The following is a 24799-nucleotide window of genomic DNA, read 5'->3' as shown; positions in this document are numbered from 1 at the left end:
GACTTTTCTTCCTCTATTTTTGTAACGGAGAGCTCCAACATGAAGTACACCCTGTGTTCCGTCGCCGTAGCGGCGCTGGTTTTGACGGCTTGTGGCAAAAAAGAGGAGCCCGCAGCGGCTGCTCCCGCACCTGCGGCGGTGGCCAGCGCGCCTGCGGCCAATGCGGAAGAAAAAGTCCTGAACATCTACAACTGGCCGGACTACATCCCTGAAGGCATGGTGGCGGCGTTCGAGAAGGAAACCGGCATCAAGGTGAACTACGACACCTTTGAAACCAACGAAGCGCTGCAAGCCAAGCTGGTGGCGGGCAACACCGGCTATGACCTCGTGGTGCCCGGCACCGTGTTCGCCAAGGGCCAGATCGAAGGCGGCCTGCTGCAGCCCTTGGACAAGTCCAAGATCAAGAACCTGACCAACCTCGACCCCGCCCTGCTGGCCGTCATGACCAAGGCCGACCCCGAGAACAAGCACTTGGTACCATGGGCCTGGAGCTTCACCACGGTGGGTATCAACAAAACCAAGGTTGAAAAGGCCCTGGGCGGCATGCCCATGCCTGAGAACGCATGGGACCTGGTGTTCAACCCCAAGTACACGGCCAAGCTGAAGTCCTGCGGCATTGCTTACCTGGATTCGCCCACCGAAATCCTGCCCGCAGCCCTGCACTACCTGGGCAAGGATGCCTATTCCAACAACGCCGATGACTACAAGGCAGCCACGGCGATGCTGGCCAAGGTCCGCAAGGATATCCGCCTGTTTAGCGCCACCATGATTGACGACATCGCTGGCGGCAAGGCGTGTGCGGCCATCGGCTGGGCAGGTGACATCAACATTGCTGCAGGCCGTGCCCGTGACAACGGCTCCAAGGATGTGATCGAAGCCTTGCTGCCCAGTACCGGAGCATTGATTTTCATCGACTCCATCGCGATGACCAAGGATGCCAAGCACCCCAACAACGCGCTGGCCTTCATTGACTTCTACCTGCGTCCTGAGAACGCTGCGCAAATGGCCAATGAAATGACCTACAACACCGGCAACAAGGCTGCCGTGGACAAGGTCAAGCCTGAAATCGCCGGCAACAAGACCATCTTTGTGGATGCCGATTACCTGGCCAAGATGGTTCCTCCCAGCAGCTTCAGCAATGAAGCCCGTGAGGCACTGGCCAACGCTTACAACGCGTTCAAAAAAGGCAAGTAAAGGTTTGGTGTAAACGCCAACAGGGGCTGTTTGTACGTCTGTATGAACAGCCCTTTTTCATGGCGCAGTCGTATTCAGCAGGGATCAATTGATGACAGCACTAGCGGACAACGCGGGTTACTTGGTGACCGAAAAACTGGTCAAGCGCTTCGACGAAGCGCTGGCGGTGGACGAAGTATCGCTCTCCATCGGCCAGGGGGAGATTTTTGCCCTGCTGGGTAGCTCGGGTTGCGGCAAGTCCACGCTGCTGCGCATGCTGGCCGGGTTCGAATCGCCCACGTCGGGCCGCATCTTGCTGGGTGGTCAGGACGTGGCCAAACTGCGCCCTTATGACCGGCCCATCAACATGATGTTCCAGTCGTACGCGCTGTTTCCGCACCTGGACATCTGGGAAAACGTGGCTTTCGGCCTGAAGCGTGAGGGCTTGCCCCGCGATGAGATCAAGCTGCGCGTGGGGGAGATGTTGGACTTGGTGCAACTGGGCGCCTATGCCAAACGCAAGCCGCACCAGCTCTCGGGGGGACAACAGCAGCGTGTGGCGCTGGCACGCAGCTTGGCCAAGCGGCCCAAGTTGTTGTTGCTGGATGAGCCTCTGGGGGCGCTGGACAAGAAGCTGCGCGAACAAACCCAGTTTGAGCTGGTCAACATCATCGAGAAAGTGGGCGTGACCTGCGTGATGGTGACCCATGACCAGGAAGAGGCCATGACCATGGCCAACCGCATTGCAGTGATGAGCAAGGGCCGTGTGCTGCAGGTCGGCTCGCCCGAAGAGGTGTATGAGCACCCGGCCAACCGCTTTGTGGCGGACTTCATCGGCAATGTGAACATCTTTGACGGCCACCTCAGCGTAGACGAGCATGACCGCTGCGCCGCGGTCACCGGGATTGGCGAGATCCATGTGGGCCACGGGGTGAGCGGCACGCTGAACATGCCCGTGGGCATTGCCGTACGGCCAGAGAAGATCGAGATCAGCAAGACGCGGCCCAACGTGGCGCAAAACGTGTTCACCGGCCAGGTCAAGGAGATTGCCTACTTTGGCTCGTACAACACCTATATTGTGGTGGCCACGGATGGCACCAAGGTGAAGATCATGGAAGCCAACACCCGGCGCCAGGAGCTCAGCGACATCACCTGGGAAGACAACGTCTACTTCTGGTGGGGTGACCGCTCCGGCATCGTGCTGCGCGACTAGGCCCGACATGCAGCCTACATCTCGCTTTCCCATGCCCGGCCGGCGCTTTGTGATCGGTGTGCCGTTCACCTGGCTGACCGTGTTCTTTTTGCTGCCGTTCCTCATCCTGGCCTACATCAGCTTTGTGGACATGGCGGGGGATATTCACCCCTTCAAGCCCATTTGGGACACCCAGACCGGTCTGCTCAAGCTCAAGTACGAGAACTACTGGTCCATCTTTCGCAACGGCGAAGACGGAAGCCTGTTCCGCACGCTCTATATCGAGGCCTATCTGCGCTCGCTCTGGTACGCGCTGTGCACCGCACTGCTGTGCCTGGGTATTGGCTACCCGTTTGCGTATTTCATTGCACGCTCCAAGCCCACGGTGCGCCCGGCTTTGCTGATGATGGTGATGCTGCCGTTCTGGACTTCGTTTCTGCTGCGCGTCTACGCCTGGAAGGGCATCTTGGCCGACCAGGGCGTGGTGAACCAGGCGCTGCTGTATCTGGGCATCATCAACGAGCCCATCCAGATGCTGTACACCAATGTCTCCATGCTGGTGGGCATGACCTATGTGTACCTGCCCTTCATGGTGCTGCCGCTGTACGCCAACCTGGTGAAGATGGACTTCCGCCTGCTGGAGGCTGCCTATGACCTGGGTACCTCGCCATTCAAGGCGTTCTGGCTTGTGACCGTGCCACTGTCCAAGGCAGGCATTGTTGCTGGCTTCATGCTGGTGTTCATTCCTGCGGTGGGCGAGTTTGTGATTCCCTCATTGCTGGGCGGGCCGGAGAACATCATGATTGGCCGCGTGGTGTGGGACGAAATGTTCACCGCCAACAACTGGCCGCGCGCCACGGCGCTGGCGGTGGTGATGATTGCCATCATCATCGTGCCCCTGGCCATGTACTACCACTACACCGGCGAGGCTTCCGAGCAGTCCGGTGGGCGTCATTGAGGGCCACACGATGAAAGCATTTGTGGAAAAGAATTTTGGCAAGTTGTGGCTGACGGTGGTGTACGTGTTTTTGTATGTGCCCCTGTTGTTCATGGTGGTGTTCTCCTTCAACAGCACTAGGCAGGACGCCAACTTCACCGGCTTCTCCCTGCGCTGGTACGACGCGCTCACACGCGACACCAAGATCGTTGAAGGCTTCTGGCTCTCCGTCAAAGTGGCCACGGTCACCGGCGTGCTGTCGGCAGTGCTGGGCACCTTCGCTGCCTTTGTGCTGGTGCGCTATCGCCGCTTCATTGGCCGCACCGTGTTTTCCGGCATGGTGAACGCGCCGCTGGTGATGCCCGAGGTCGTGATTGGCCTCTCGCTGCTGCTGCTGATGGTGGGGGCACAGAACTTCATGGGTTGGCCCGAACGCGGCATGCTCACCATTGTGCTGGGTCACACGCTGTTGGGCATGGCCTACGGCATGGTGGTGATCCAGTCGCGCCTGCTGGAAATGAACCGTTCCATCGAAGAAGCCGCCATGGACCTGGGCGCGCGGCCCCACCAGGTGTTCCTGCTGATCACGCTGCCGCAGATTGCGCAGGCGATCTTTGCCGCCTTCCTGTTGTCATTCACGCTGTCGTTTGACGATGTGGTGATCTCCGAGTTTCTGTCTGGCCCTGGCGTCAGCACCTTGCCGCAAGTGATCTTCAGCTACGCGCGCCGGGGCATCAACCCGACCATTTACGCCGCCGCCACCTTGCTCATCACTACCGTGACCTGCGTCATCGTGGGCTACAGCGTGTGGGTGGCGCGCCAGTCGCGCAAGCGTGAGCGCGAGATTGCGGCGGCCGCGCGTGCAGAAGTCGCTGCGCTGAATCCGGTTTGACCCATTGCGGCGCTGCGGGCCGCGCGATACAAGGAATGTGCCATGCCTGCTTTGACGTTTGATGGACGTGCGCTTATCAACGGAGCCCGTGTGGGGGCCCAGAGCGGCGCACTGTTTGACTGCATTTCCCCTGTGGATGGCAGCCTCTTGACGCAGGTGGCGCGCTGTAACGACACAGACATTGACCTGGCTGTACGCAGCGCCCGTGCAGCGTTTGACGACAAGCGCTGGCGTGGCCTTGCCCCGGCACAGCGCAAGCGCGTGCTGATCCGCTTTGCCGACTTGGTGCTGGCCCACGGCGACGAGCTGGCGGTGACCGAAGCCTGGGACATGGGCAAGCCCGTGAAGTACGCGCGCGCCGTGGACGTGAACAGCGCCTCCAACTGCCTGCGCTGGTATGGCGAGGCGGTAGACAAGGTGTACGACGAAATTGCCCCCACGCCCGACACCGCACTGGCCCTGATTACGCGTGAGCCCGTGGGGGTAGTGGGCGTCATCGTGCCCTGGAACTACCCCATGATCATGGCGGCCTGGAAGATAGCACCGGCCCTGGCTGCAGGCAACTCCGTGGTGCTGAAGCCCAGCGAGAAGTCGCCGCTCACGGCCCTGCGCCTGGGCGATCTGGCGTTGGAAGCCGGCATCCCAGCCGGCGTGCTGAACGTGGTGCCCGGCTTCGGCCCCGAAGCGGGGTCGCCGCTGGCCCTGCATATGGATGCGGATTGCATCGCCTTTACGGGCTCCACGCGCGTGGGCAAGCAGATCCACGTGATGGCGGGGCAGAGCAACATCAAGCGCGCCTGGACCGAACTGGGTGGCAAGTCGCCCAACATCGTGTTTGCCGATTGCCCGGACCTGGACCGGGCGGTTCAGGCCGCCGTGGGCAGCATCTTCTTCAACCAGGGCGAAAGCTGCAACGCGCCGTCGCGCCTGTTTGTGGAAGCCGGCATCAAGGATCGCTTTTTGGAAAAAGCCCTGGCGCTGGTGCCGGGCTATGCGCCGGCCAACCCCTTGCTGCCCGAGACGGTGATGGGCGCGCTGGTGGACAAGGTGCAGATGGAGACGGTGCTGCGTTACATCGACAGCGGCAAGCAGCAGGGTGCGGCCTTGATCGCGGGTGGTGAGCAGGTGCTGCAGGGAAGTGGCGGCTGCTATGTGCAACCCACCATTTTTGATGGTGTGCGCCCCGACATGACCATTGCACGCGAGGAGATCTTCGGGCCAGTGCTGGCAGTATCCGCCTTTACCGATGCTGCGGACGTGGTGCGCCAGGCCAACGACAGTATCTACGGCTTGCAGGCGGGGGTTTGGACGCGTGACATCAACAAGGCCCATGGTGTGGCGCGTGCACTGCGGGCGGGCACCGTGCATGTGAACCAGTACGACGAGGATGACATCACGGTCCCCTTTGGTGGCTACAAGCAGAGCGGGGTAGGGCGCGACAAGTCCCTGCACGCTCTGGACAAGTACACCGAAACCAAGACCACCTGGATCCGCATCGACAGTCCGGTGTAGGTCGGCGCCGCGGCACACGCGGTGCTCCTCTTTTGATAGCTTCTCGCGCATATTCGGCGGGGGCTAGGCCCACTTTTCATTCAAAAACTGCTCTGTAGCAGTGCACGCAGGCTGTGGCTTGGCACTGGTGCAGTTCCTGCGTGCAGGCGTCTGCATGCGTGTATTTTTGCGATGCGTCATTTCATTTCATATTGTGGTTTGAAAATGGGGCTGCGATTGCATCTGCATTTCACATGCATGTCAAACATTCCACTATCCAATATGCATTCTCTAAGTCATTGAATTTGAACAAATAAATTTAAGTCTTATATAAGACATAAGATTAAAAATATGTCTTATATAAGACATAGAATTCATCCATCGGCACTGGAATTGCACGACAAAACCGGGCCGCAATGTTTAACCAACCCTAGGAGTGCTCTCATGACGCAAAACCTCAACTCGCAACTGAGCCGCGAACAACAAATCGCCGCACTGGAAAAAGACTGGGCGACCAACCCTCGCTGGAAGGGCGTGAAGCGCGGTTACAGCGCTGCTGACGTAGTGCGTTTGCGCGGCAGCCTGCCGATCGAGCACACACTGGCCAAGCGCGGTGCAGAAAAGCTGTGGGACAAGATCAATGGCGGTGCCAAGAAGGGCTACGTCAACGCTTTCGGCGCCATCTCCGCTGGCCAAGCCATGCAGCAAGCCAAGGCTGGCCTGGAAGCCGTGTACCTGTCGGGCTGGCAAGTCGCCGCCGACGGCAACACGTCCGAAACCATGTACCCCGACCAGTCGCTGTACGCCTACGACTCGGTGCCCACCATGGTGCGCCGCATCAACAACACGTTCAAGCGCGCTGACGAAATCCAGTGGGGCCGTGGCATCAACCCCGGCGACAAGGAATTCATCGACTACTTCCTGCCCATCGTGGCCGACGCCGAAGCCGGTTTCGGTGGCGTGCTGAACGCCTTCGAACTGATGAAGAACATGATCCAAAGCGGCGCTGCTGGCGTGCACTTTGAAGACCAACTGGCTGCCGTGAAGAAATGCGGCCACATGGGCGGCAAGGTATTGGTTCCTACGCAAGAAGCCTGCGAAAAGCTGATCTCCGCACGTTTCGCGGCCGACGTGATGGGTGTGTCCACCATCGTTCTGGCCCGTACCGACGCTGAAGCGGCCAACCTGATCACGTCGGACCACGATGCCAACGACAAACCTTTCCTGACCGGCGAGCGCACCCAAGAAGGTTTCTACCGCGTCAAGAACGGCCTGGAACAAGCCATCAGCCGCGGCGTGGCCTACGCACCCTACGCCGATCTGGTGTGGTGCGAAACCGGTGTGCCCGATATCGGCTTTGCCCGTGAATTCGCGCAAGCCGTACACGCTGCATGCCCCGGCAAGCTGCTGTCGTACAACTGCTCGCCTTCCTTCAACTGGAAGAAGAACCTCAACGACAGCCAGATCGCTTCTTTCCAGGAAGACCTGTCCGCGCTGGGCTACAAGTACCAGTTCATCACGCTGGCAGGTATCCACATCAACTGGTTCAATACGTTCCAGTTCGCCCACGCTTACGCCAACGGCGAAGGCATGAAACACTATGTGAACATGGTGCAAGAGCCTGAATTCGCGGCACGTGACAAGGGTTACACCTTCGTATCTCACCAGCAGGAAGTCGGCGCCGGTTACTTCGACGATGTGACCACGGTGATCCAGGGTGGTTCGTCCTCCGTGAAGGCCCTGACGGGTTCCACCGAAGAAGAGCAATTCCACTAAGCCATTCGCACCGGAATAAAGGCTAGGCTGCTTGCAAGGCGCCCGGCCTTTTTTATTGGGTAAAATGCGAACTCAACATTTGTATAAGAGCGAGAAAGGCAGTTTGGTTATGACACCGCGAACTACACCGGCGACATCCATCAGCGAATAAGGCCGTAGTCCGCGCGCCTTGTGCGCTGCCAGCTACCAAATTCATAGTAAAGCGCGGACATTTCCGCGCTTTTTCTTTTGGCTCTCGACTCTTTGTTAGGCACCCCCATGATTCAAATTACGCTCCCCGACGGCTCCCAACGTGAATTCCCCGGTCCGGTCACCGTGGCCGAAGTCGCTGCATCTATCGGCGCCGGACTGGCCAAGGCGGCCCTGGCTGGCAAGGTCGATGGCAAGGTGGTGGACACCAGCTACCAGATGACGTCCAACAGCGCGCTGTCCATCATCACGGCCAAGGACGCCGATGGCCTGGAAGTCATCCGCCACTCCACCGCCCACTTGCTGGCCTACGCCGTCAAAGAGCTGTTCCCTGATGCGCAAGTAACGATTGGACCCGTTATCGAACACGGTTTCTTCTACGACTTCTCGTACAAGCGTCCGTTCACGCCAGAAGATTTGGCTGCCATCGAGAAGAAGATGACCCAGCTCGCCGCGCTGGACGAGCCCGTGGTGCGCCGCGTGCTGCCGCGTGACGAAGCGGTGGCCTATTTCAAGGGGCTGGGGGAAAACTACAAGGCCGAAATCATCGCCAGCATTCCCAGCAATGAAGACGTGTCGCTGTACCGCGAGGGCAAGTTCGAAGACCTGTGCCGTGGCCCCCATGTGCCCAGCACGGGCAAGCTGAAGTTCTTCAAGCTCATGAAGGTGGCCGGTGCCTACTGGCGCGGTGACCATCGCAATGAAATGCTGCAACGCATCTACGGCACCGCCTGGGCCACCAAGGACGAGCTGCAGCAGCATTTGACGATGCTGGAAGAAGCCGAAAAGCGCGACCACCGCAAGCTGGGCCGCGAGCTGGACCTGTTCCACATCGACGAGCATTCCCCCGGCACCGTGTTCTGGCACCCCAAGGGCTGGACCCTGTGGCAGGGCGTGGAGCAGTACATGCGCAAGGTCTACCAGGACAACGGTTACCAGGAAGTCAAGGGCCCGCAGATCCTGGACCAGGGCCTCTGGGAGAAGACCGGCCACTGGGACAAGTACCGCGAAAACATGTTCGTGACCGAGTCCGAAAAGCGCGACTACGCCCTGAAGCCCATGAACTGCCCGGGCCACATCCTGATCTACAAGCAGGGCATCAAGAGCTACCGCGACCTGCCGCTGCGCTTTGGCGAATTCGGCAACTGCCACCGCAACGAGCCTTCGGGTGGCTTGCACGGCATCATGCGCGTGCGCGCCTTCACGCAGGACGACGGCCACATCTTCTGTACCGAAGACCAGATCCAGGAAGAAGTGACGAACTTCACGACTTTGCTGCAGAAGGTCTACGCGGACTTTGGCTTCCACGACATCATCTACAAGATCGCAACCCGCCCGGAAAAGCGCATTGGCACCGAAGAAAGCTGGGACCGTGCCGAGGCAGCATTGGCGGAAGGTCTGCGTGCCTCCGGCTGCGAGTTTGAGTATCTGGCGGGCGAGGGCGCTTTCTACGGCCCCAAGATCGAATACACGCTGAAGGACGCGCTGGGTCGCCCCTGGCAGTGCGGCACCATCCAGATTGACCCCAACATGCCGGAGCGCCTGGACGCAGAATTTGTTGGCGAAGACGGGGCCCGCCACCGCCCCATCATGCTGCACCGCGCCATCGTGGGCAGCCTGGAGCGCTTTATCGGAATTTTGATTGAAGGCAGCGCTGGCGCCCTGCCAACCTGGTTGGCTCCGGTGCATGTGGCGGTGCTCAATATCACCGATGCACAGGCCGAATACGCCCGGTCCGTGGCTAAAACGCTGCAAAATCAAGGGCTTAGGGTCAATTTAGACCTGCGCAACGAGAAAATAACCTATAAAATACGGGAGCATTCGATGCAAAAGCTGCCGTATTTGGTCGTCATTGGCGACAAAGAGATGGCAGCAGGCGCTGTCGCAGTGCGCGCCCGGGGTGGTCAAGACCTCGGTGCAATGTCCCTCGATGCCTTTGTACAAAGAATCACCAGTGACATTGCCAACAAATCAGCGGCTTGAGGTTTATCCCAAGAAAACCCTGTTTGGCGGCGCCAACTGTGCGGCAACCGCTACTGTTTGTGTAGCAAAAATTGTGAAGGATTGAGCCATCGCTACTGAATTTCGTGACCGCCGTCAGCGTGAAGAGCGCAAACACCGTCTAAACCGGGAAATCATGGCCCCTGAGGTTCGCCTCTCTGGCCCCGAAAACGAACCCCTCGGTGTCGTCAGCCTGATGGAAGCCCTGCGCATGGCAGGAGAGCTGGATGTGGATCTGGTTGAAATTGCCGCTACTGCCAACCCGCCTGTGTGCAGGTTGATGGACTACGGGAAGTTCAAATACCAAGAACAGAAAAAGGCGGCGGAAGCGAAAGCCAAGCAGACGGTCATTGAGATCAAGGAAATCAAGTTCCGCCCGGGTACTGATGACGGCGACTACAACATCAAGATGCGCAACATCCGGCGCTTCTTGGCGGATGGCGACAAGTGCAAGATCACTTTGCGTTTCCGGGGTCGCGAAATCACCCACCAAGAAATTGGTCTGGCCATGTTGCAGCGCATGCGAGACGAGCTGGGTGACACCATCATCGTGGAGCAATTCCCTAAGTTGGAAGGCCGCCAGATGATCATGATGATTGCACCGGGCCGTAAGAAGCCGGGTGGTGGCGCAGCCAAACCCGCAGTGGAAACTCCCGCAGCGGCGGCTTAAGAAAGATTCTTTCGGCAGGTCTGGTCACCTTCCGGAATGAAGTGGATGCCGAAAGGCGCCACACCGTGGTGAGTGAAATACTCGCCACACAAGTGGCTCGGGGCCAACAAGGCTGGGAGTAGTTTTCCGGACGCCTCACGAGCACAAATGAAAAGGAGCATGAACATGCCCAAAATGAAGACCAAGAGCGCGGCGAAGAAACGCTTCCGCGTCCGTCCAGGTGGCACCGTCAAGCGCGGTCAAGCCTTCAAACGTCACATCTTGACCAAGAAGACCACCAAAAATAAACGCCACTTGCGCGGCTCCACTGGAGTTCATGAGACCAATATGGGTCACATGGCACAGATGCTGCCCGGTCGTGGTATTTAATTAACGACGAACAAGGAGTAATCACATGCCTCGCGTCAAACGTGGTGTAACGGCTCGCGCCCGCCATAAAAAAGTTCTGGCCCTTGCAAAAGGTTTCCGCGGTCGCCGCGGTAATGTCTTCCGTATCGCCAAAGAAGCGGTAATGAAGGCTGGGCAATATGCCTACCGTGACCGCCGTACCAAGAAACGTGTGTTCCGTCAGTTGTGGATCGCGCGTATCAACGCTGCTGCCCGCCAGTGCGGTCTGACATACAGCCAGTTTGCCAATGGTCTGAAGAAAGCGAACATCGAGATCGACCGCAAGGTTCTGTCCGATATCGCTATCCATGACATGGCTGCTTTTGCTGGCATCGTGGAACAAGTGAAAGCCAAACTGGCTGCTTGAGTTCGCGGCTGAATGCTACTGATTTTGTAGCGCTCAGCACACCAGAAACAAGGGCTAGCGCTTGAAAAAGCACTAGCCCTTTTTCAATGACATAGACAGTCACACAAGAATTTATGACCGAGTTGAACGCCATCGTTGACACCGCCAAAGCCGCCTTCGCGCAGGCCGTGACGCCCGCCGATCTGGAAAATGCCAAAGCCCTGTTTCTGGGCAAGTCCGGCCGCATGACCGAGCTGATGAAAGGCATGGCCGCGCTCAGCGTGGAAGAGAAAAAGTCAACCGGTGCCGCTATCAACGTGGCCAAACAGGCCATCGAAGCCGCGCTGACCGAGCGCCGCCAGGCGTTGGCAGATGCCGAGCTACACAAGCAACTGCAGGCAGAAGCGCTGGACGTGACCCTGCCAGGTCGCCAGCGCGGGCAGGGCGGTTTGCACCCCGTGTCGCTGACGCTGGAACGTATCGAAGCCATCTTCGGCTCCATGGGCTTTGAAGTGGCGCAGGGCCCCGAGATTGAGTCCGACTGGTTCAACTTCACCGCGCTCAATACGCCCGAAGATCACCCCGCACGCTCCATGCACGACACCTTCTATGTAGAAGGCGGCTCGGAGACCGCGCCCAATCTGCTGCGCACCCACACCAGCCCCATGCAGATCCGCTATGCGGTGCAGCACGTCAAAACACATCGCGCGGCCGCAGGTGCCTCCGCTGACGGCTTGTTCTCTGGCGACATGCCCGAGATCCGCGTGATCGCCCCTGGCCGCACCTACCGTGTGGACAGCGACGCGACTCATTCCCCCATGTTCCACCAGTGCGAAGGCCTGTGGGTGGGAGAGAACGTGAGCTTCAAGGACCTGAAGTTCGTCTTCACCGATTTCTGCCGCACCTTCTTTGAATCGGACGATCTGGTGCTGCGCTTCCGCCCAAGCTTCTTCCCCTTCACAGAGCCCAGTGCCGAGATCGATATCCAGTTCCAGACCGGCCCGCTGGCCGGCCGTTGGCTGGAAGTGGCTGGTTCCGGCCAGGTGCACCCCAATGTGATTCGCAACATGGGCCTGGACCCCGAGAAATACATTGGCTTTGCCTTTGGCATGGGACCTGACCGCCTGACCATGCTGCGCTACGGCGTGAATGATCTGCGCCTGTTCTTTGACGGTGACATCCGTTTCTTGTCCCAGTTCCAGTAAACCGACAAGCACCTGCCACTGCCCACCGCCAAATACCTCGCCTGACTGACCATGCAATTTTCTGAATCCTGGCTGCGTACCTTCTGCAACCCCTCCATCTCTACCGCCGAGCTGGCGGAGACGCTCACCATGGCGGGCCTGGAGGTCGAGGAACTCAAGCCCGTTGCTCCCCCGTTCACCAAGATCGTGGTGGGCGAGATCAAGGAAGCCGAACAGCACCCCAATGCCGATCGCCTGCGCGTCTGCAAGGTGGATGTGGGTCAGCCCGAGTTGCTCAACATCGTCTGTGGTGCGCCCAATGCGCGCGTGGGCATCCGCGTTCCCTGCGCCCTGGTAGGTGCCGAGTTGCCGCCCGGTGAAGACGGCAAGCCCTTCCTGATCAAGGTAGGCAAGCTGCGAGGCGTGGAAAGCCAGGGCATGCTGTGCTCGGCCCGCGAACTGAAATTGTCCGAAGACCATGGTGGTCTGCTGGAACTTCCTCTGGACGCACCTTTGGGTCAAGACATCCGCCAATACCTGGACCTGGATGACACCTTGTTTACCCTCAAGCTCACGCCCAATCTGGCGCATTGCCTGAGTGTGTATGGCGTAGCCCGCGAAGTGGCGGCGCTGACCGGTGCGCCGATGGTCACCGCGCCCATTGCCCCCGTGGCAGTGACGAACCAGGACAAGGTTGCTGTGAAGATCAGCGCGCCCGACCTGTGTGGCCGTTTCTCCGGCCGCGTGGTGCGCAACGTCAACACCAAGGCCAAGACGCCGCAGTGGATGGTGGATCGCCTCGCGCGTAGTGGTCAACGCAGCGTGACGCCGCTGGTGGACATTTCCAACTACGTGATGTTCGAACTGGGCCGCCCATCCCACATCTTTGATCTGGACAAGATCCATGGCGGTCTGGATGTGCGCTGGGGCAAGCCGGGCGAACAGCTCAAGCTGCTCAATGGCAACACCGTTACCGTGGACGACAAGGTCGGCGTGATTGCCGACGATGCCCAGGTAGAGTCGCTGGCCGGCATCATGGGCGGTGACGCCACGGCCGTGTCCGACGACACGCAGCATATTTATGTGGAAGCGGCGTTCTGGTGGCCTAAGTCGATCGCTGGTCGTTCGCGCCGCTTCAACTTCTCCACAGATGCGGGGCACCGCTTTGAACGCGGTGTGGACCCAGCGCAAACCGTGGAACATATCGAGCGCATCACGCAGCTGATCATCGATATCTGCGGTACCCCAGCCACCACCTGTGGCCCGGTGGACGACCAAAAGGCGAATGTGCCCACGCCAGCGCCAGTCACCCTGCGTGTAGCACGAGCCGTCAAGGTCATCGGCATGCCGCTGACCCAGGCGCAGTGCGTAGACGCCCTGACGCGCCTGGGCCTGCCCGTGACGCAAGGCGAAGGCACGGTCACCGTGACGCCCCCCAGCTACCGCTTTGACCTGCAGATCGAGGAAGACCTGATCGAAGAAGTGGCCCGTATGGTGGGCTACAACAACCTGCCACACACGCCGCCACTGGCGCCCATCACGGCCAAGATCCGTGCCGAGGCGCAGCGCAGCCCGTTTGCCGTGCGCCGTGCACTGGCCGCCCTGGGTTACCAGGAAACCATCAACTTCAGCTTTGTGGAAGAGCGCTGGGAGCATGAGCTGGCCGGCAACCCCAACCCGATCAAGCTGCTCAACCCGATTGCCAGTCAGATGAGCGTGATGCGCTCTTCGCTCATTGGCTCGCTGCTGCAGGTGCTGCGCTTCAATGCGGCCCGCAAGGCACCGCGCGTGCGTGTGTTTGAACTGGGGCGCGTGTTCCTGCGTGATGCGTCTGTCAAGAGCACCGACAGTACCGTTGAAGGTTTCGACCAGCCCATGCGCATCGCCGGCCTGGTGGGCGGCAGCGCCGATGCGCTGCAGTGGGGCCGCAAGGAGCAGGGCGTCGATTTTTTCGACGCCAAAGGCGACGTGGAAGCCCTGCTGGCACCGCTGAAGGCACAGTTCGCACCCGGCACCCACCCCGCGATGCACCCCGGCCGCTGCGCCCAGGTGGTGCTGGACGGCAAGGTGATTGGCCATGTGGGCGAGTTGCACCCCAAGTGGCGCCAGTCGTATGAGCTGGCGACGGCGCCCGTGGTGTTCGAGCTGGCGCTGGACGCCGTGCTGGCCCGCCCCGTGCCCGAGTTCAAGCCCGTGGCTAAGTTCCAGGCTGTGCAGCGCGACATCGCCGTGGTGGTGGGCGACAGTGTGACGCACGCTACGCTGATGGCCGCCGTGTGGGCTGCGCCTACATCGGGCTTGTTGCGTGACGCTCAACTGTTCGATGTATACCGCCCCAAGCCCGCCAAAGACTTAGTAGCTGTGGAAGGCGCTAACGACCGCAGCCTGGCCGTGCGCCTGACGCTCAACAGCGACGAAGCCACCCTGACCGAAGAGCAGATTGAAGCCGCGGTGAAAGCAGTGGTGGACCAACTGGTTGTGGCTGTCGGTGCCCGCCAGCGCGTTTGACTTGACCCATCCATCAGAGAAGGTTCTAGCCACCATGGATTTTTCTGTTGAAAGCCTGGAAACACCGGCGCTGACCAAAGCCCAGTTGGCCGACATGCTGTTCGAGCAAATCGGATTGAACAAGCGCGAGTCCAAGGACATGATCGACGCGTTTTTTGACCTGATCGCGGCCAGCCTGGTGGATGGCACCGATGTGAAGATCTCCGGCTTTGGCAACTTCCAGATCCGCACCAAGGCGCCGCGGCCCGGCCGCAATCCGCGTACTGGCGAGGCCATTCCGATCCAGGCACGCCGCGTGGTGACCTTCCATGCCAGCCACAAGCTCAAAGAGCAAATCCAGGACGAGACCAAAGTCACGACCGTGATTTAAGCCACAGTCCCGCTCTATTTGTGGGCGCAATCCATTTGGGCTTTGCACTCCAGGTAAAGTTAGAGTAACCTCTGCGCTTTGCCTCGTACAGCATTGATTTCAATGGAGAAAACTCTCCCCCCCATTCCCGCCAAACGCTATTTCACCATCGGTGAAGTGGGGGATTTGTGCGGCGTCAAACCTCACGTGCTACGGTATTGGGAGCAGGAATTCACGCAGCTGCGCCCCATGAAGCGCCGCGGCAACCGCCGCTACTACCAGCACCACGAGGTGCTCATGATTCGCCGAATCCGTGATTTGCTGTACGACCAGGGTTTCACCATCAGCGGTGCGCGCAACAAGATGCAGGAACTGTTGCAAAGCGAGCGCGACAAAAAGCGCAATGGCGAGGTCATGTTGGATGGTCTGGAGGTTGTCGAAGTTGACGACATGGACCTTGAAGACTTTGAAGACAGCCAAAGCATGGACAGTCTGGATGTGCCATCCATGGAGCTGGTGCAACTCAAGCGTGAATTATTTGAAATTCGTGAACTTCTTGCTGAGGCAGCCTGAGAATCACCTAGAAGCCGGGTTATAATTTGAGGCTCGATCGGTGTGTGGCGCAGCCTGGTAGCGCACTTGCATGGGGTGCAAGGGGTCGAAGGTTCGAATCCTTTCACACCGACCAAAATTGACGAGGGTTAGCTGGACATCCAGCTAACCCTTTTGTCTTTGTGGGGGTCTTGCAATTTGCAGAAGACTCCTAAAATAGAGTTTCAGGGGCTGCACTGGTTTCGACACGGGTTCGGACGCGCAGCAGGGCATGTCGAGCTGAATGCGCTCGTAAAACAGATTCAAACAAACTAACTGCAAACGACGAACGTTTCGCACTCGCTGCTTAATTGCTAGTGAGGCTCACAACAGCAAGCCGATAGGCTGGGCAAGGGTGGCGCAAGCCGTCCAGGCTGTGGGCTAATTTCATTCGGCTGGGCCTGCCTTGGGTAACTTAGGGTGGGTCGAGATAATAGGTTGCTGGCGTCTTGCATAGCGTGCCACTGCGCGATGTAGGGAGCGAGATCCAAACCAGATGGCTACACATGTAGAACTGTTCGAAGAAGGCTTGTGGACGGGGGTTCAAATCCCCCCAGCTCCACCAACACCCTGTATAAAGGCCGCTAACTAGCGATAGTTAGTGGCCTTTTTCTTTGGTAAATCAAGGAGTTACAGTGCATTAGCCTACAGGGGCTGCTATTGACTGCCACCGCGAAGCGGGGGAACAATGGGGGGAACAGGGCAGGATTTTTGAGGTTTTCGGGGGACGTTCCCCCACTTCCTAGGGAAAACGGCCCCTTTTGTTCCCCCATCCCCGTGAAGGTGTTCCCCCATGTTGACCGATGCAGAGTGCAAAAACGCAGTTTGTTCCCCCGACAAGAAGCGGGAGCGGCTGGCGTGTTCTGGTGGCCTGTACTTGGAGGTAACGCCTAAGGGGTCTAAGCGCTGGTTTTGGAAATACCGCAAAGACGGCAAAGAAGGGCGCATGGCGCTGGGTAGCTATCCCGATGTTGGCGCAAAGCAGGCACGCGCGGCCCGTGACGCGGCCAAGGCGCAAAAATCTGATGGGGTTGACCCTGTGCAGGCCCGCAAGCTCGACAAGCTCAAAAACACCCGTTCAACGGGCGACACGTTCAAGGCCATTGCTTTGGAGTGGTACGGCAAGCAGGCTTCGCAGTGGAGCGAGATGCACGCCAACCGGACATTGCGGCAACTGGAGCGAGATCTGTTCCCATGGATTGGGGAGCGGCCCATTGCCGATATACACGCTTTGGAGCTACTGGCGGCCCTGCACAAGGTGGAGGAACGCGGCGCGCTGGAAACTGCAGATCGTGCCCGCATGGTGGCTTCGCAGGTTTGGGATTACTGGCTACCCACGGCAGACGTGCAGCAACGCAACATCACCGAGGGATTGAAGGCGCGGCTTACCCCCTACCGTGGCAAGAGCTTTGCGGCCATCGTGGAGCCTGCCCGCATGGGGGAGCTACTGCGCGCCATCAAAAGCTACAGGGGCGGCCCCATCGTGCGCACGGCGCTGCAACTGGCCCCCATGCTCTACCAGCGGCCCGGCAACCTGCGGGAAATGGAATGGGCAGAGCTAGACCTGGAGGGCGCGCTGTGGACTATACCCAGCATGAAAATGAAACGCACCAAGCTGGAGAAGGAGAACGGCGAGGCGCATGTCGTACCCCTGCCCACGCAAGCCGTGGCGCTGCTACAGGCCATCCAGCCCCTGACAGGGCACGGGCGTTACGTGTTCCCCGGTGAGCGCAGCCACGATAGGCCCATTTCCGACAATTCGGTACGCAGCGGCCTGTATGCCTTGGGCTTTGGCAAAGAGCAGACATGGCACGGCTTCAGGGCCAGTGCCCGCACGATGCTGGTGGACGAATTGAACCTGGACCCTTTGGCAATTGAGGCAAACCTGGCCCACGCCGTGAAAGACGCCAACGGGCGCAGCTACAACCGCACGCAATACCTAAAGCAACGGTTTGACATGGTGCAGCAATGGGCGGACTACTTGGACAAACTGGCGCGCGGCGCTGAAGTGATACCGTTCAAGACTGCATAAGAAGATTTGAGCCACGCCTAGCTATCGGCTGATCCCCGATAGTGAAAACCGGGACACCCTGACTCGGCGGCGCTGGCATCTAATTCAGGTGCGAGACAGGGGACGAGATGAGCAAGCTTATGAAACTGAAGCAGTGGTTTACTGTTGCAGACACCGCGCGGCAATTGACATTGGCCTTTGAGGAGGAGGTTACCGAAGCGGACGTTTTACAGTTGGCTCTGGAAGGGCGACTGAAGCTTTCCATCAACTTTGTAAATTCCGTGAAGGTACGACCCGGAACGATTGTCCCAATTGACGCGGCCACTTATCGGGAAGTCCCCGACCTAAACGGTAGTCCAATTCGGTTGTACGAAGGGCCCCGAATATTCATGAATGAGGAGCAGACACACGTACTTGAATTGGAAAAACGGATTTTGACTGCAAGTGGTGTCTACGATTTACCAATGATTGGGGGCGAGCGATTGCATGTTGAGCGTTTGTATTTGCGTTTGACAGATGGTCCGGAGGTAACTGCAGTCGCCTTTGACGGCGCATTTATCGATGCGGGTTCAAACGTTATTTGTCAGATACAGGAGGATTCCGAACAAGAGATAAGTCTTCTCGGTTCAAAGGCTAGGCAGGACAGATTCAAAGAGACAATTGAAAAACATGGAATGCCTGAGAACTGGCGCGAACTCTACAAAAAGCAGGAAAAGGAGCGCACTGAATTTCTAGATCGCAGAGGTAGGCAGGAGGAATATCAGCGCTATTTCCCGGCGAATAGGCTGCCCGAAGATCACGTCATTGTCATTCGCGCCTCTGCTCTACAAGATTTCCTGAAATCTGCAGTTGAATCAAAGGCGGTAGATGAAATTAAGCCACTCCAATCTCGCGAACGCGCTGGAATGCTGCGAGTTATCGGTGGGCTTGTCGAGCTACTGTTGGATAAAAGAACAACTCGAGCCAAGACGGATGTTGCCTCAGACGTCATCAATGCATTGGTGCTAGCTTACGGCGACAAGGACGGTATCTCCAAGCGCAATCTTGAAGCCAAGTTTGCAGAAGCCAAACAAACCTTAGATGCCGATTAGTCGACCGCAAGTACGGTGCGAACTACCGCAATTGCGGTGACGGGTTCAACTCAAAATTTCAGACTTCACCCCATCGCAACAACGGCAGACAAAGCCGTATGAAAGGGGCCAGAAATGTCGATCTGGAGAATGCCAGCCGTCAAAGCGGAAACCGGGCACCGCAGCCACGCCAGCATCTACAACGCAATTCATGCGGGGCTATTTACTAAGCCTGTGCCGATTGGACTGCGATCTGTAGGCTGGCCATCGGAAGAAGTCAAGGCCATCAATGCCGCGCGTATTGCTGGCAAGACTGAGGCCGAACTTCGTGAGCTGGTTCAGCGTTTGCACGTCAAGCGCACCGAGCTGGAAACGGTCTAAGGGGAAAAGCCATGCAAAAAGAAAAGGCCACTTCCCCCGAAAAGAAAGCAGCCCTGGAAGCGATCCGGGCGCAGTCTAAAGGCACCGCAGGCGCAGCGCAAGCAAAAAGGTTGTTGGAGGCTTTGCGCAGCTTTTCCATCACCACGTTTGAGGCCATGCGCTACCTGGACGTGTACCACTGCCCGGCGCGAGTGCTCCAGCTTCGCAAGCAGGGCCACAAGATCGCTACACACTGGCAATCGATAGTTACCGAGGCGGGGGAAACCCATCGCGTGGGCTTGTATGTGCTGGAAAGCGGGGCAAGCCATGAAACTGCCTAACGACTGGTTGAAAGAGCTGGAGCTGCTGGTGTGGCGCTTTGCGCATCTGGGCTTTGGCCCTGATCTGGCGGGAATGACGGCGATTGAGCTGGCCGGGCTGTATCGCTACCTGGTGCGGCTGGCTGACGCGGCAAGATGAGCAGCAAGCCACACAAGGGCACGAAGCACACTGAGCCCTTTGTGGCCTTCCCCCGAAGTGTTTTAGAGGCTCCCAGCTTCTTTGCCCTGAGCGGCCACGCCTACAAGTTGCTGATGGATATTGCCGCGCAGTACAAGGGCGACAACAACGGCAACTTGACGGCGGCATGGTCGATTCTCAGTAAGCGGGGCTGGAAGTCGAAGACAACGCTATGGCGCTGCAAGTCAGAGCTGATAAACGCTGGCTTTCTGTATGTGACCCGAATAGGGCACCTGCCAAACACCTGTGAACTGTTGGCCCTGACCTGGTTCCCTTTGGACGTTTCACCCAAGTTCGACGCTGATGCACTGCATGGGTTTCAACCCAAAGCCTATCGGCCCAAGGTCGATTTACCCATGCCGAATATGAAGCCCAAAAGGGATTGGACGTTGCCAAACGGTGGACAAAAGGTTGCCAAAGAAACACCGTCCCCTGTCCATATTTGAAACCATGGGCAGGTCCATAAGTCCAGAAATGAAACCATGCGAAGCTGAAAGGCAGGGCCATGTTTTCAAAAGTGGACTTGTAGGCCCCTTTCCTGCCAGTCGGAAGTTTTCAAATCTGGACATCTTTATAGAGAAGCCATTCCCTGTTCTTTCTTTTCGTGTCTGCCAGCTCCGCAAAACAGGTGCAAAGACCCTGGCGGCCCCCACTGAAAAGCAACGACGCCCGAACACTACGCGCGCGAGTTGTGGCGCTTTTACGCATTGCTACGCATGAAGCTCACTTTCTTGCAAATCGAGCAAGCCCACGGGCGCGCAGTCTATGGCGAGTCGGTGCGATCCATAGCACGCAGCATGGGAGTGACAGAGGGCGCTTTGCGTTTCCACTTCCGCAGAGGGACACCCCCCAGAGAAATACGACGGCTGGCCAATGAGCTGCACGCTGCGCGGCAACTGTTGGAATGCCTGAGCACCGCAGAGCGCAAAGCCTGTGAGCAGAGGGCTGCAAGGCTGTTAAAGGCCAGCCCCAGACGCACGGAAAAGCGCTGATTCCCAGACGCCAGTAATGGCAGATACACAAGAGATTTCGTTTTCAGTGAGGGCACGAACATGGCAAAAGGTGGCTTGAGGTTTGGGGCTGGCAGACCGGCCCATAGGGTCAAGGGTGAACAACTTTTCAGGATAGACGCTCGAGATTGGGCGCGGCGCGGCTTGTTCGCTGCTGATCGGTCATTCACTTGGACCTGGAGCAGGGGCGGCGACCCTTGCGGCAATATGGGGGTGAGCGTGAAGGCTAGGCAGTCTGTCCAGCTCGCCTATTCCGTAACGAGAGACAACAAAGCGCAACACATAGACGAACGGGTGAGCCTGTTCTACAGGGTGTGCAACTTTGGCGGCGCGCGGCCTTGGTTTCAGTGCCCACGCTGTGCCCGGCGGGTAGCAGTTCTTTACATGCGATCCGGGCGCTTTGCTTGTCGGCATTGTCAGCGGGTGGCGTACAGCTCGCAGTCTGAGGATGTAATGGATCGGATGTGGCGCAAACAGCAAGGCATAGAGGCCCGCCTAGGTGATAACTGGCAACGGCCTAAAGGAATGAAGCAGCGCACCTATGAGCGGCTGAGGGATCGGCTGAGGGATTGCGAAATGAAGCGGGAGGAGGCGCTTTATGTGGTGGCTGCGCGACTCTGGCACAGCATGTAGCTCGGGGCTTTTCGTGATGGGCCTGCAGCCCAAAAATTAGGGGTAGCGAATACCAAGCGGGGGAACAGACGGGGGAACGTTGAGGTATTGAAAAGCCGAAAAGCTAATATCCATGCAGGTTCCCGAGGTTCTTTCAATTGACCCCAGCCCATATCCCCAGGCAAAAGCCGCTCACCATCACTGGTGAGCGGCTTTTTTCTTGTGTGGGTAAACGCTGAATTCAGCCCGCAGGTTCACTGTAAAAACACCGCGCGCAGACCTGCAGATAGCGGTTGTTGCCGCCAATCTCGACTTGCTCTCCTTCGCGCACGCGTTTGCCGTGGTCGTCCATGCGGATGTTCATCGTCGCCTTGCGGCCGCAGGCGCAAATGGTCTTGATTTCTTCGATGTCGTCGGCCAACGTGAGCAGATGCGCGGCGCCGGGAAACGGGTTGCCCTGGAAATCCGACCGCAGGCCAAAGCAGATGGTGGGAATATTGACGGTATGCGCCAGCTGGTGCAGCTGGCGCACCTGGGCAGGTTGCAGAAACTGCGACTCGTCGATCAACACACAGGCCAGCTCGGTCCGGCCGCCCAGCAGGGCCAGAAAGTCGGTGTCCGCGTCGAACACATCGGCCTGGCGCTGCAGGCCCAGGCGCGATGCGATGCGGCCCTTGCCACTGCGGTCGTCAATGCCGGCGGTGAACAGCTGCACGGTTTGGCCCTGCTCCTCGTAGTTGTAGGCGATTTGCAGCAGCGAGGTGGATTTGCCGGCATTCATTGCCGAGTAGCGAAAGAAGAGTTTGGCCATGGAATGCTTCTGTTTTTATAGCGGCTTGCGCAATGTTCACGGGGGCTAGGCCCCTTTTTTATCTTCAAACAAGGCGACGGCGTTCTGCGCGACCTGCAACGTGTCGTAGTAGGCATACGCACCCACGCTGACCGCACCCAGCAGCGGCACAAAGCGCGATGCGCCCTTGCGCAGCGCGGCCACGGCCAGCGCGCCGCCCAGCTTTTGGGCCAAAGTCTGCAGCACCTTGACGGTGGTGGGGCGCACCACCACGCGCTCGCCCATGCGCACCGCCAGGTCGCGAAACAGTTGGGCCGACACCTGCTTGAAGAGGCAGTACAGCAGGTGTTCGCGTCCCAGCGTGTGGTGCTGCCCGTAGACCGCAGCGATGTCGGCCACCATTTGCGCCTGCAGCTTCCAGACGCCCACCATTTCCGGCAGCACGGTGACCCAGCCCAGCCATCCCGGCGGCAGCGAGAGGGAGCCTGCCACCAGACTGGCCTTGCGGGCGGTGGCTCGCGCAATGGCGTGGGCGCGTGCGGCCGGGTGCGCTTGGGTAGGTTCATCGCTGGCGGGCACCTGCACCACCAGGTCCAGAATTGCGTCCGCCATCTGCGTGCGCAGGTGTGCGGGAACCTGGGTCATGGCTGCACCTGCGGCAGGTGGAATACCGCGCGTTCACGCCCCAAGGGGGCGGTCAGCCGTTTGACGAGCAAGCGGTAGGTGTCCAGGTCGAAGGCCAGCACTTCTTGCCTGCTGTGTTGCAGATCGTCCAACCCATCCTCGCTGTGCACGGTGGCCACATGGCACCAGCGGTCGAAAACGTGGATGTCGGTACGCCCGGACGGCGCATGGTGCTCGCGCACACCCACGCGCCCCGGATGCGGCCAGGCCCGCAGACGATGCTGCGCCAAGGCCATTTGCAGGCGCACACGGTGCAAGGCACTGGACTCACGGCCTGCACATACGCCTTTGCACTTGCCAATCTGGTGGGCGAAGCAGGGGCCTTTTCCGGACTCCAGCCCCAACGCTTGTGGGCACAACTGGTGGGTGTCGGCGAGAAGGCGCAAGGCGTCCATGGCCTGCCGCTTGGATCGGTACACCCCGTGCAGTTGCCCCATCGCCGTGGCCTCCACCTCGTCCATGCGCACCAGTTGCACCAGGGGGCGTGCGTCCGGGCTGTCGTGCAGCTTCCAGGCGCTGAGCTGGCGCTCTTTGCGTAGCTGGCGGTTGTGCAAGGGTTGCAGCTCTTTGACCAGGCGCGACTCCAGCAGCAGGGCGCCCAGTTCGCCTGCGGTCTCGCGCCATTCCACCCGGCGGATCTCCTGCAGGATGCGCATTTCGCGGGCGACCTTGGACGCGCTCTGGAAGTGGGACAACACGCGCGTGCGCATGTTGATGCTCTTGCCCACATACAAAGGAATGCTGCCTTCGCCATAGAAAAGGTACACCCCGGGCGTATCGGGGATGTCCTCCAAGGCGGTCTCCAGATGCGGTGGCAGGCTGGCGCTGCCTTGCAACAGGGCCAGGGCCTCTCGCTGCAGTACCTCGGCACCCAGCTCGGCCTGCGCCAGTTGCAGCCACTGCAGCACCACCTCCACATCGCCCATGGCGCGGTGGCGCGCTTGGGTGCGCAGGCCGTGGCGCTGCATGATGGCGTCCAGCCCATGGCCCTTGTGTTGTGGATACAGCTTGCGCGACAGGCGCACGGTGCACAGCGTCTTGACCTTGAGTGCTCGCTCCAGCCGGGCCAGCTCGTTCACCACAAATCCGTGGTCAAAGCGTACGTTGTGGGCCACAAAGACGGCGCCGTTCAACAGCTCCAGCAGCCTGGGGGCCACCTGTGCAAACGTGGGGGCATCTTCCACCATGGCGTCGGTAATGCCGGTCAGGCTTTGGATGAAGGGCGGTATGGATGCACCGGGATTGACCAGTGTGCTCCAGCGATCCACCACCACCCCGTTTTCCACGCGCACGGCTGCAATCTCGGTGATGCGGTCATGCACCGCGCTGCCCCCGGTGGTCTCCAGGTCCAGCATGACAAAGCAGGGCAGCAGGGTGCTCATCAGCAAAACATCAATGCCAGCCAGACCGGCTCGTCCAGCAGGTTGATGACCACATAGATACCAATGCGGTAGGTCCAGGCCTGCAGGCGTGCACGTTGCGCATCGTCCATCCGGCGGCTCAGCCAGCCTTCAAACAATGTCAACGGCATGGATACCAAAATGGCCGGCACGGCGGTCCGCAAAGTAGTGTTCCAGCGTTTCCTTGACGGTGCGAAACGCAATCTCGTCCCAAGGAATTTCGTCCTCGCGGAACAACTTGGCCTCGATGGTCTCCGTCCCGGGGTTGAACTGGTTGCTGGTCAGGCGGGCGCGGTAGAAGATGTGTACTTGGCCCACGCGCGCCACATTCAGCAGGGTGAACAGGCCTTCCATTTCAAACTGTGCGCCTGCCTCTTCATCGGTCTCGCGCGCGGCACCTTCGGCCGTGGTTTCGTTGAGCTCCATGAATCCAGCGGGCAACGTCCATTTGCCAAAACGTGGCTCGATATTGCGTTTGCACAGCAGCACCTGGTCGCCCCAGTGCGGCACGGTACCGACCACGTTGAGCGGGTTCTCATAGTGGATGGTGTTGCAGGCCGGGCAGACCGCGCGCTCTTTGGTGTCACCGTCATCCGGCACACGGTAGACCACGGCGGTGCCGCACTGCTTGCAATGGCGAATGGGGGGACGCAGCAT

At 59.1% G+C, this 24799-nt stretch carries 25 protein-coding genes, 1 tRNA gene and 1 other RNA gene; 22 read left to right on the top strand and 5 right to left on the bottom strand.

Annotated elements, in window-relative coordinates; translation table 11 throughout:
- Positions 1–39 precede the first annotated feature (39 nt).
- The 22 genes from AC07OE_RS04415 to AC07OE_RS04310 all read left to right on the top strand — a co-directional run bounded on the left by AC07OE_RS04415 (position 40) and on the right by AC07OE_RS04310 (position 20092).
- Positions 40–1194 carry an extracellular solute-binding protein gene (locus AC07OE_RS04415; RefSeq protein ID WP_495069354.1) on the top strand — a complete coding sequence of 385 codons (1155 nt, stop codon included), beginning with the start codon at positions 40–42 and terminating at the stop codon, positions 1192–1194.
- Between the two features lie 91 nt (positions 1195–1285).
- Complete coding sequence (locus tag AC07OE_RS04410) at positions 1286–2386, top strand: ABC transporter ATP-binding protein (protein WP_495069353.1); 1101 nt, start codon at positions 1286–1288, stop codon at positions 2384–2386.
- Positions 2387–2393: 7 nt separating this feature from the next.
- A complete protein-coding gene (locus tag AC07OE_RS04405; RefSeq protein ID WP_495069352.1) occupies positions 2394–3323 on the top strand; it encodes an ABC transporter permease in 930 nt (309 codons plus the stop codon).
- Positions 3324–3333: 10 nt separating this feature from the next.
- Positions 3334–4194, top strand: a complete 861-nt coding sequence (locus AC07OE_RS04400) for an ABC transporter permease (protein WP_495069351.1) — start codon at positions 3334–3336, stop codon at positions 4192–4194.
- Between the two features lie 42 nt (positions 4195–4236).
- Positions 4237–5706 (top strand): aldehyde dehydrogenase, encoded by a 1470-nt coding sequence (locus tag AC07OE_RS04395; RefSeq protein WP_495069350.1) that lies wholly within the window; start codon positions 4237–4239, stop codon positions 5704–5706.
- A 423-nt stretch (positions 5707–6129) separates the two neighbouring features.
- The gene (aceA, locus tag AC07OE_RS04390; protein WP_495069349.1) at positions 6130–7461 is read left to right on the top strand and encodes an isocitrate lyase; all 1332 of its coding nucleotides are present in this window, start codon (positions 6130–6132) and stop codon (positions 7459–7461) included.
- A 258-nt stretch (positions 7462–7719) separates the two neighbouring features.
- Positions 7720–9633, top strand: coding sequence for a threonine--tRNA ligase (gene thrS, locus AC07OE_RS04385; RefSeq protein ID WP_495069348.1), 1914 nt, complete (start codon positions 7720–7722; stop codon positions 9631–9633).
- Between the two features lie 88 nt (positions 9634–9721).
- Entirely contained in the window at positions 9722–10321 is a 600-nt protein-coding gene (gene infC, locus AC07OE_RS04380; protein ID WP_495069602.1) for a translation initiation factor IF-3, read from the top strand.
- A gap of 165 nt (positions 10322–10486) precedes the next feature.
- Entirely contained in the window at positions 10487–10690 is a 204-nt protein-coding gene (rpmI, locus tag AC07OE_RS04375; protein ID WP_094481090.1) for a 50S ribosomal protein L35, read from the top strand.
- A gap of 25 nt (positions 10691–10715) precedes the next feature.
- Positions 10716–11075: a 50S ribosomal protein L20 gene (gene rplT, locus AC07OE_RS04370; protein WP_087494119.1), complete on the top strand. Its 360-nt coding sequence runs from the start codon at positions 10716–10718 to the stop codon at positions 11073–11075.
- Positions 11076–11188: 113 nt separating this feature from the next.
- Positions 11189–12259, top strand: a complete 1071-nt coding sequence (pheS, locus tag AC07OE_RS04365; protein WP_479598602.1) for a phenylalanine--tRNA ligase subunit alpha — start codon at positions 11189–11191, stop codon at positions 12257–12259.
- A gap of 51 nt (positions 12260–12310) precedes the next feature.
- A complete protein-coding gene (gene pheT, locus AC07OE_RS04360) occupies positions 12311–14746 on the top strand; it encodes a phenylalanine--tRNA ligase subunit beta (RefSeq protein WP_495069347.1) in 2436 nt (811 codons plus the stop codon).
- Positions 14747–14780: 34 nt separating this feature from the next.
- Positions 14781–15116, top strand: coding sequence for an integration host factor subunit alpha (locus AC07OE_RS04355; protein ID WP_495069346.1), 336 nt, complete (start codon positions 14781–14783; stop codon positions 15114–15116).
- A gap of 102 nt (positions 15117–15218) precedes the next feature.
- A complete protein-coding gene (locus tag AC07OE_RS04350) occupies positions 15219–15668 on the top strand; it encodes a MerR family transcriptional regulator (RefSeq protein ID WP_495069345.1) in 450 nt (149 codons plus the stop codon).
- A gap of 38 nt (positions 15669–15706) precedes the next feature.
- Positions 15707–15783, top strand: a tRNA-Pro gene (locus AC07OE_RS04345).
- A 91-nt stretch (positions 15784–15874) separates the two neighbouring features.
- Positions 15875–16251: a transfer-messenger RNA gene (gene ssrA, locus AC07OE_RS04340) on the top strand.
- A gap of 228 nt (positions 16252–16479) precedes the next feature.
- A complete protein-coding gene (locus AC07OE_RS04335; protein WP_495069344.1) occupies positions 16480–17718 on the top strand; it encodes a tyrosine-type recombinase/integrase in 1239 nt (412 codons plus the stop codon).
- Positions 17719–17837: 119 nt separating this feature from the next.
- The gene (locus tag AC07OE_RS04330) at positions 17838–18788 is read left to right on the top strand and encodes a hypothetical protein (protein WP_495069343.1); all 951 of its coding nucleotides are present in this window, start codon (positions 17838–17840) and stop codon (positions 18786–18788) included.
- A 129-nt stretch (positions 18789–18917) separates the two neighbouring features.
- A complete protein-coding gene (locus tag AC07OE_RS04325; RefSeq protein WP_495069342.1) occupies positions 18918–19148 on the top strand; it encodes a helix-turn-helix transcriptional regulator in 231 nt (76 codons plus the stop codon).
- An 11-nt stretch (positions 19149–19159) separates the two neighbouring features.
- Positions 19160–19468: a helix-turn-helix domain-containing protein gene (locus AC07OE_RS04320; protein WP_495069341.1), complete on the top strand. Its 309-nt coding sequence runs from the start codon at positions 19160–19162 to the stop codon at positions 19466–19468.
- The gene (locus AC07OE_RS04315) at positions 19455–19607 is read left to right on the top strand and encodes a hypothetical protein (RefSeq protein ID WP_495069340.1); all 153 of its coding nucleotides are present in this window, start codon (positions 19455–19457) and stop codon (positions 19605–19607) included. Before AC07OE_RS04320 ends, AC07OE_RS04315 begins: the two co-directional genes overlap by 14 nt.
- Positions 19604–20092 (top strand): hypothetical protein, encoded by a 489-nt coding sequence (locus AC07OE_RS04310; RefSeq protein WP_495069339.1) that lies wholly within the window; start codon positions 19604–19606, stop codon positions 20090–20092. The genes AC07OE_RS04315 and AC07OE_RS04310 overlap by 4 nt, the downstream gene beginning before the upstream one ends.
- Before the next feature lie 1417 nt (positions 20093–21509).
- On the opposite strand, the gene AC07OE_RS04305 is transcribed toward AC07OE_RS04310, so the two are convergent.
- From AC07OE_RS04305 to AC07OE_RS04285, 5 genes are read right to left on the bottom strand one after another with little or no spacing between them, the layout of a single operon-like run.
- Entirely contained in the window at positions 21510–22079 is a 570-nt protein-coding gene (locus AC07OE_RS04305) for a thymidine kinase (protein ID WP_495069338.1), read from the bottom strand.
- Positions 22080–22124: 45 nt separating this feature from the next.
- Entirely contained in the window at positions 22125–22703 is a 579-nt protein-coding gene (locus AC07OE_RS04300; protein WP_495069337.1) for a hypothetical protein, read from the bottom strand.
- Positions 22700–24124: an exonuclease domain-containing protein gene (locus AC07OE_RS04295; RefSeq protein WP_495069336.1), complete on the bottom strand. Its 1425-nt coding sequence runs from the start codon at positions 24122–24124 to the stop codon at positions 22700–22702. The genes AC07OE_RS04300 and AC07OE_RS04295 overlap by 4 nt, the downstream gene beginning before the upstream one ends.
- Positions 24124–24273, bottom strand: a complete 150-nt coding sequence (locus AC07OE_RS04290) for a hypothetical protein (RefSeq protein WP_495069335.1) — start codon at positions 24271–24273, stop codon at positions 24124–24126. The genes AC07OE_RS04295 and AC07OE_RS04290 overlap by 1 nt, the downstream gene beginning before the upstream one ends.
- Positions 24254–24799: an NUDIX hydrolase gene (locus AC07OE_RS04285; RefSeq protein ID WP_495069334.1), complete on the bottom strand. Its 546-nt coding sequence runs from the start codon at positions 24797–24799 to the stop codon at positions 24254–24256. The genes AC07OE_RS04290 and AC07OE_RS04285 overlap by 20 nt, the downstream gene beginning before the upstream one ends.

This window comes from Rhodoferax sp. GW821-FHT09E07, from assembly GCF_059416145.1.
Note: the sequence above shows the minus strand (reverse complement) of the source record. Positions and strands in the feature narration are given on the sequence as shown.

Excerpts from the sequence above, each read along its gene's own strand:
- AC07OE_RS04330 (WP_495069343.1), top strand. The coding sequence starts at position 17,838 with ATGAAACTGAAGCAGTGGTTTACTGTTGCAGACACCGCGCGGCAATTG.
- AC07OE_RS04290 (WP_495069335.1), bottom strand. The coding sequence starts at position 24,273 with ATGCCGTTGACATTGTTTGAAGGCTGGCTGAGCCGCCGGATGGACGAT.
- AC07OE_RS04285 (WP_495069334.1), bottom strand. The coding sequence starts at position 24,799 with ATGCTGCGTCCCCCCATTCGCCATTGCAAGCAGTGCGGCACCGCCGTG.
- AC07OE_RS04325 (WP_495069342.1), top strand. The coding sequence starts at position 18,918 with ATGCCAGCCGTCAAAGCGGAAACCGGGCACCGCAGCCACGCCAGCATC.
- AC07OE_RS04315 (WP_495069340.1), top strand. The coding sequence starts at position 19,455 with ATGAAACTGCCTAACGACTGGTTGAAAGAGCTGGAGCTGCTGGTGTGG.
- AC07OE_RS04300 (WP_495069337.1), bottom strand. The coding sequence starts at position 22,703 with ATGACCCAGGTTCCCGCACACCTGCGCACGCAGATGGCGGACGCAATT.
- rplT (WP_087494119.1), top strand. The coding sequence starts at position 10,716 with ATGCCTCGCGTCAAACGTGGTGTAACGGCTCGCGCCCGCCATAAAAAA.
- aceA (WP_495069349.1), top strand. The coding sequence starts at position 6,130 with ATGACGCAAAACCTCAACTCGCAACTGAGCCGCGAACAACAAATCGCC.
- AC07OE_RS04320 (WP_495069341.1), top strand. The coding sequence starts at position 19,160 with ATGCAAAAAGAAAAGGCCACTTCCCCCGAAAAGAAAGCAGCCCTGGAA.
- pheS (WP_479598602.1), top strand. The coding sequence starts at position 11,189 with ATGACCGAGTTGAACGCCATCGTTGACACCGCCAAAGCCGCCTTCGCG.
- AC07OE_RS04355 (WP_495069346.1), top strand. The coding sequence starts at position 14,781 with ATGGATTTTTCTGTTGAAAGCCTGGAAACACCGGCGCTGACCAAAGCC.
- AC07OE_RS04395 (WP_495069350.1), top strand. The coding sequence starts at position 4,237 with ATGCCTGCTTTGACGTTTGATGGACGTGCGCTTATCAACGGAGCCCGT.
- pheT (WP_495069347.1), top strand. The coding sequence starts at position 12,311 with ATGCAATTTTCTGAATCCTGGCTGCGTACCTTCTGCAACCCCTCCATC.
- AC07OE_RS04305 (WP_495069338.1), bottom strand. The coding sequence starts at position 22,079 with ATGGCCAAACTCTTCTTTCGCTACTCGGCAATGAATGCCGGCAAATCC.
- AC07OE_RS04310 (WP_495069339.1), top strand. The coding sequence starts at position 19,604 with ATGAGCAGCAAGCCACACAAGGGCACGAAGCACACTGAGCCCTTTGTG.
- AC07OE_RS04350 (WP_495069345.1), top strand. The coding sequence starts at position 15,219 with ATGGAGAAAACTCTCCCCCCCATTCCCGCCAAACGCTATTTCACCATC.
- AC07OE_RS04405 (WP_495069352.1), top strand. The coding sequence starts at position 2,394 with ATGCAGCCTACATCTCGCTTTCCCATGCCCGGCCGGCGCTTTGTGATC.
- AC07OE_RS04410 (WP_495069353.1), top strand. The coding sequence starts at position 1,286 with ATGACAGCACTAGCGGACAACGCGGGTTACTTGGTGACCGAAAAACTG.
- AC07OE_RS04295 (WP_495069336.1), bottom strand. The coding sequence starts at position 24,124 with ATGAGCACCCTGCTGCCCTGCTTTGTCATGCTGGACCTGGAGACCACC.
- AC07OE_RS04335 (WP_495069344.1), top strand. The coding sequence starts at position 16,480 with ATGTTGACCGATGCAGAGTGCAAAAACGCAGTTTGTTCCCCCGACAAG.
- AC07OE_RS04415 (WP_495069354.1), top strand. The coding sequence starts at position 40 with ATGAAGTACACCCTGTGTTCCGTCGCCGTAGCGGCGCTGGTTTTGACG.
- thrS (WP_495069348.1), top strand. The coding sequence starts at position 7,720 with ATGATTCAAATTACGCTCCCCGACGGCTCCCAACGTGAATTCCCCGGT.
- rpmI (WP_094481090.1), top strand. The coding sequence starts at position 10,487 with ATGCCCAAAATGAAGACCAAGAGCGCGGCGAAGAAACGCTTCCGCGTC.
- AC07OE_RS04400 (WP_495069351.1), top strand. The coding sequence starts at position 3,334 with ATGAAAGCATTTGTGGAAAAGAATTTTGGCAAGTTGTGGCTGACGGTG.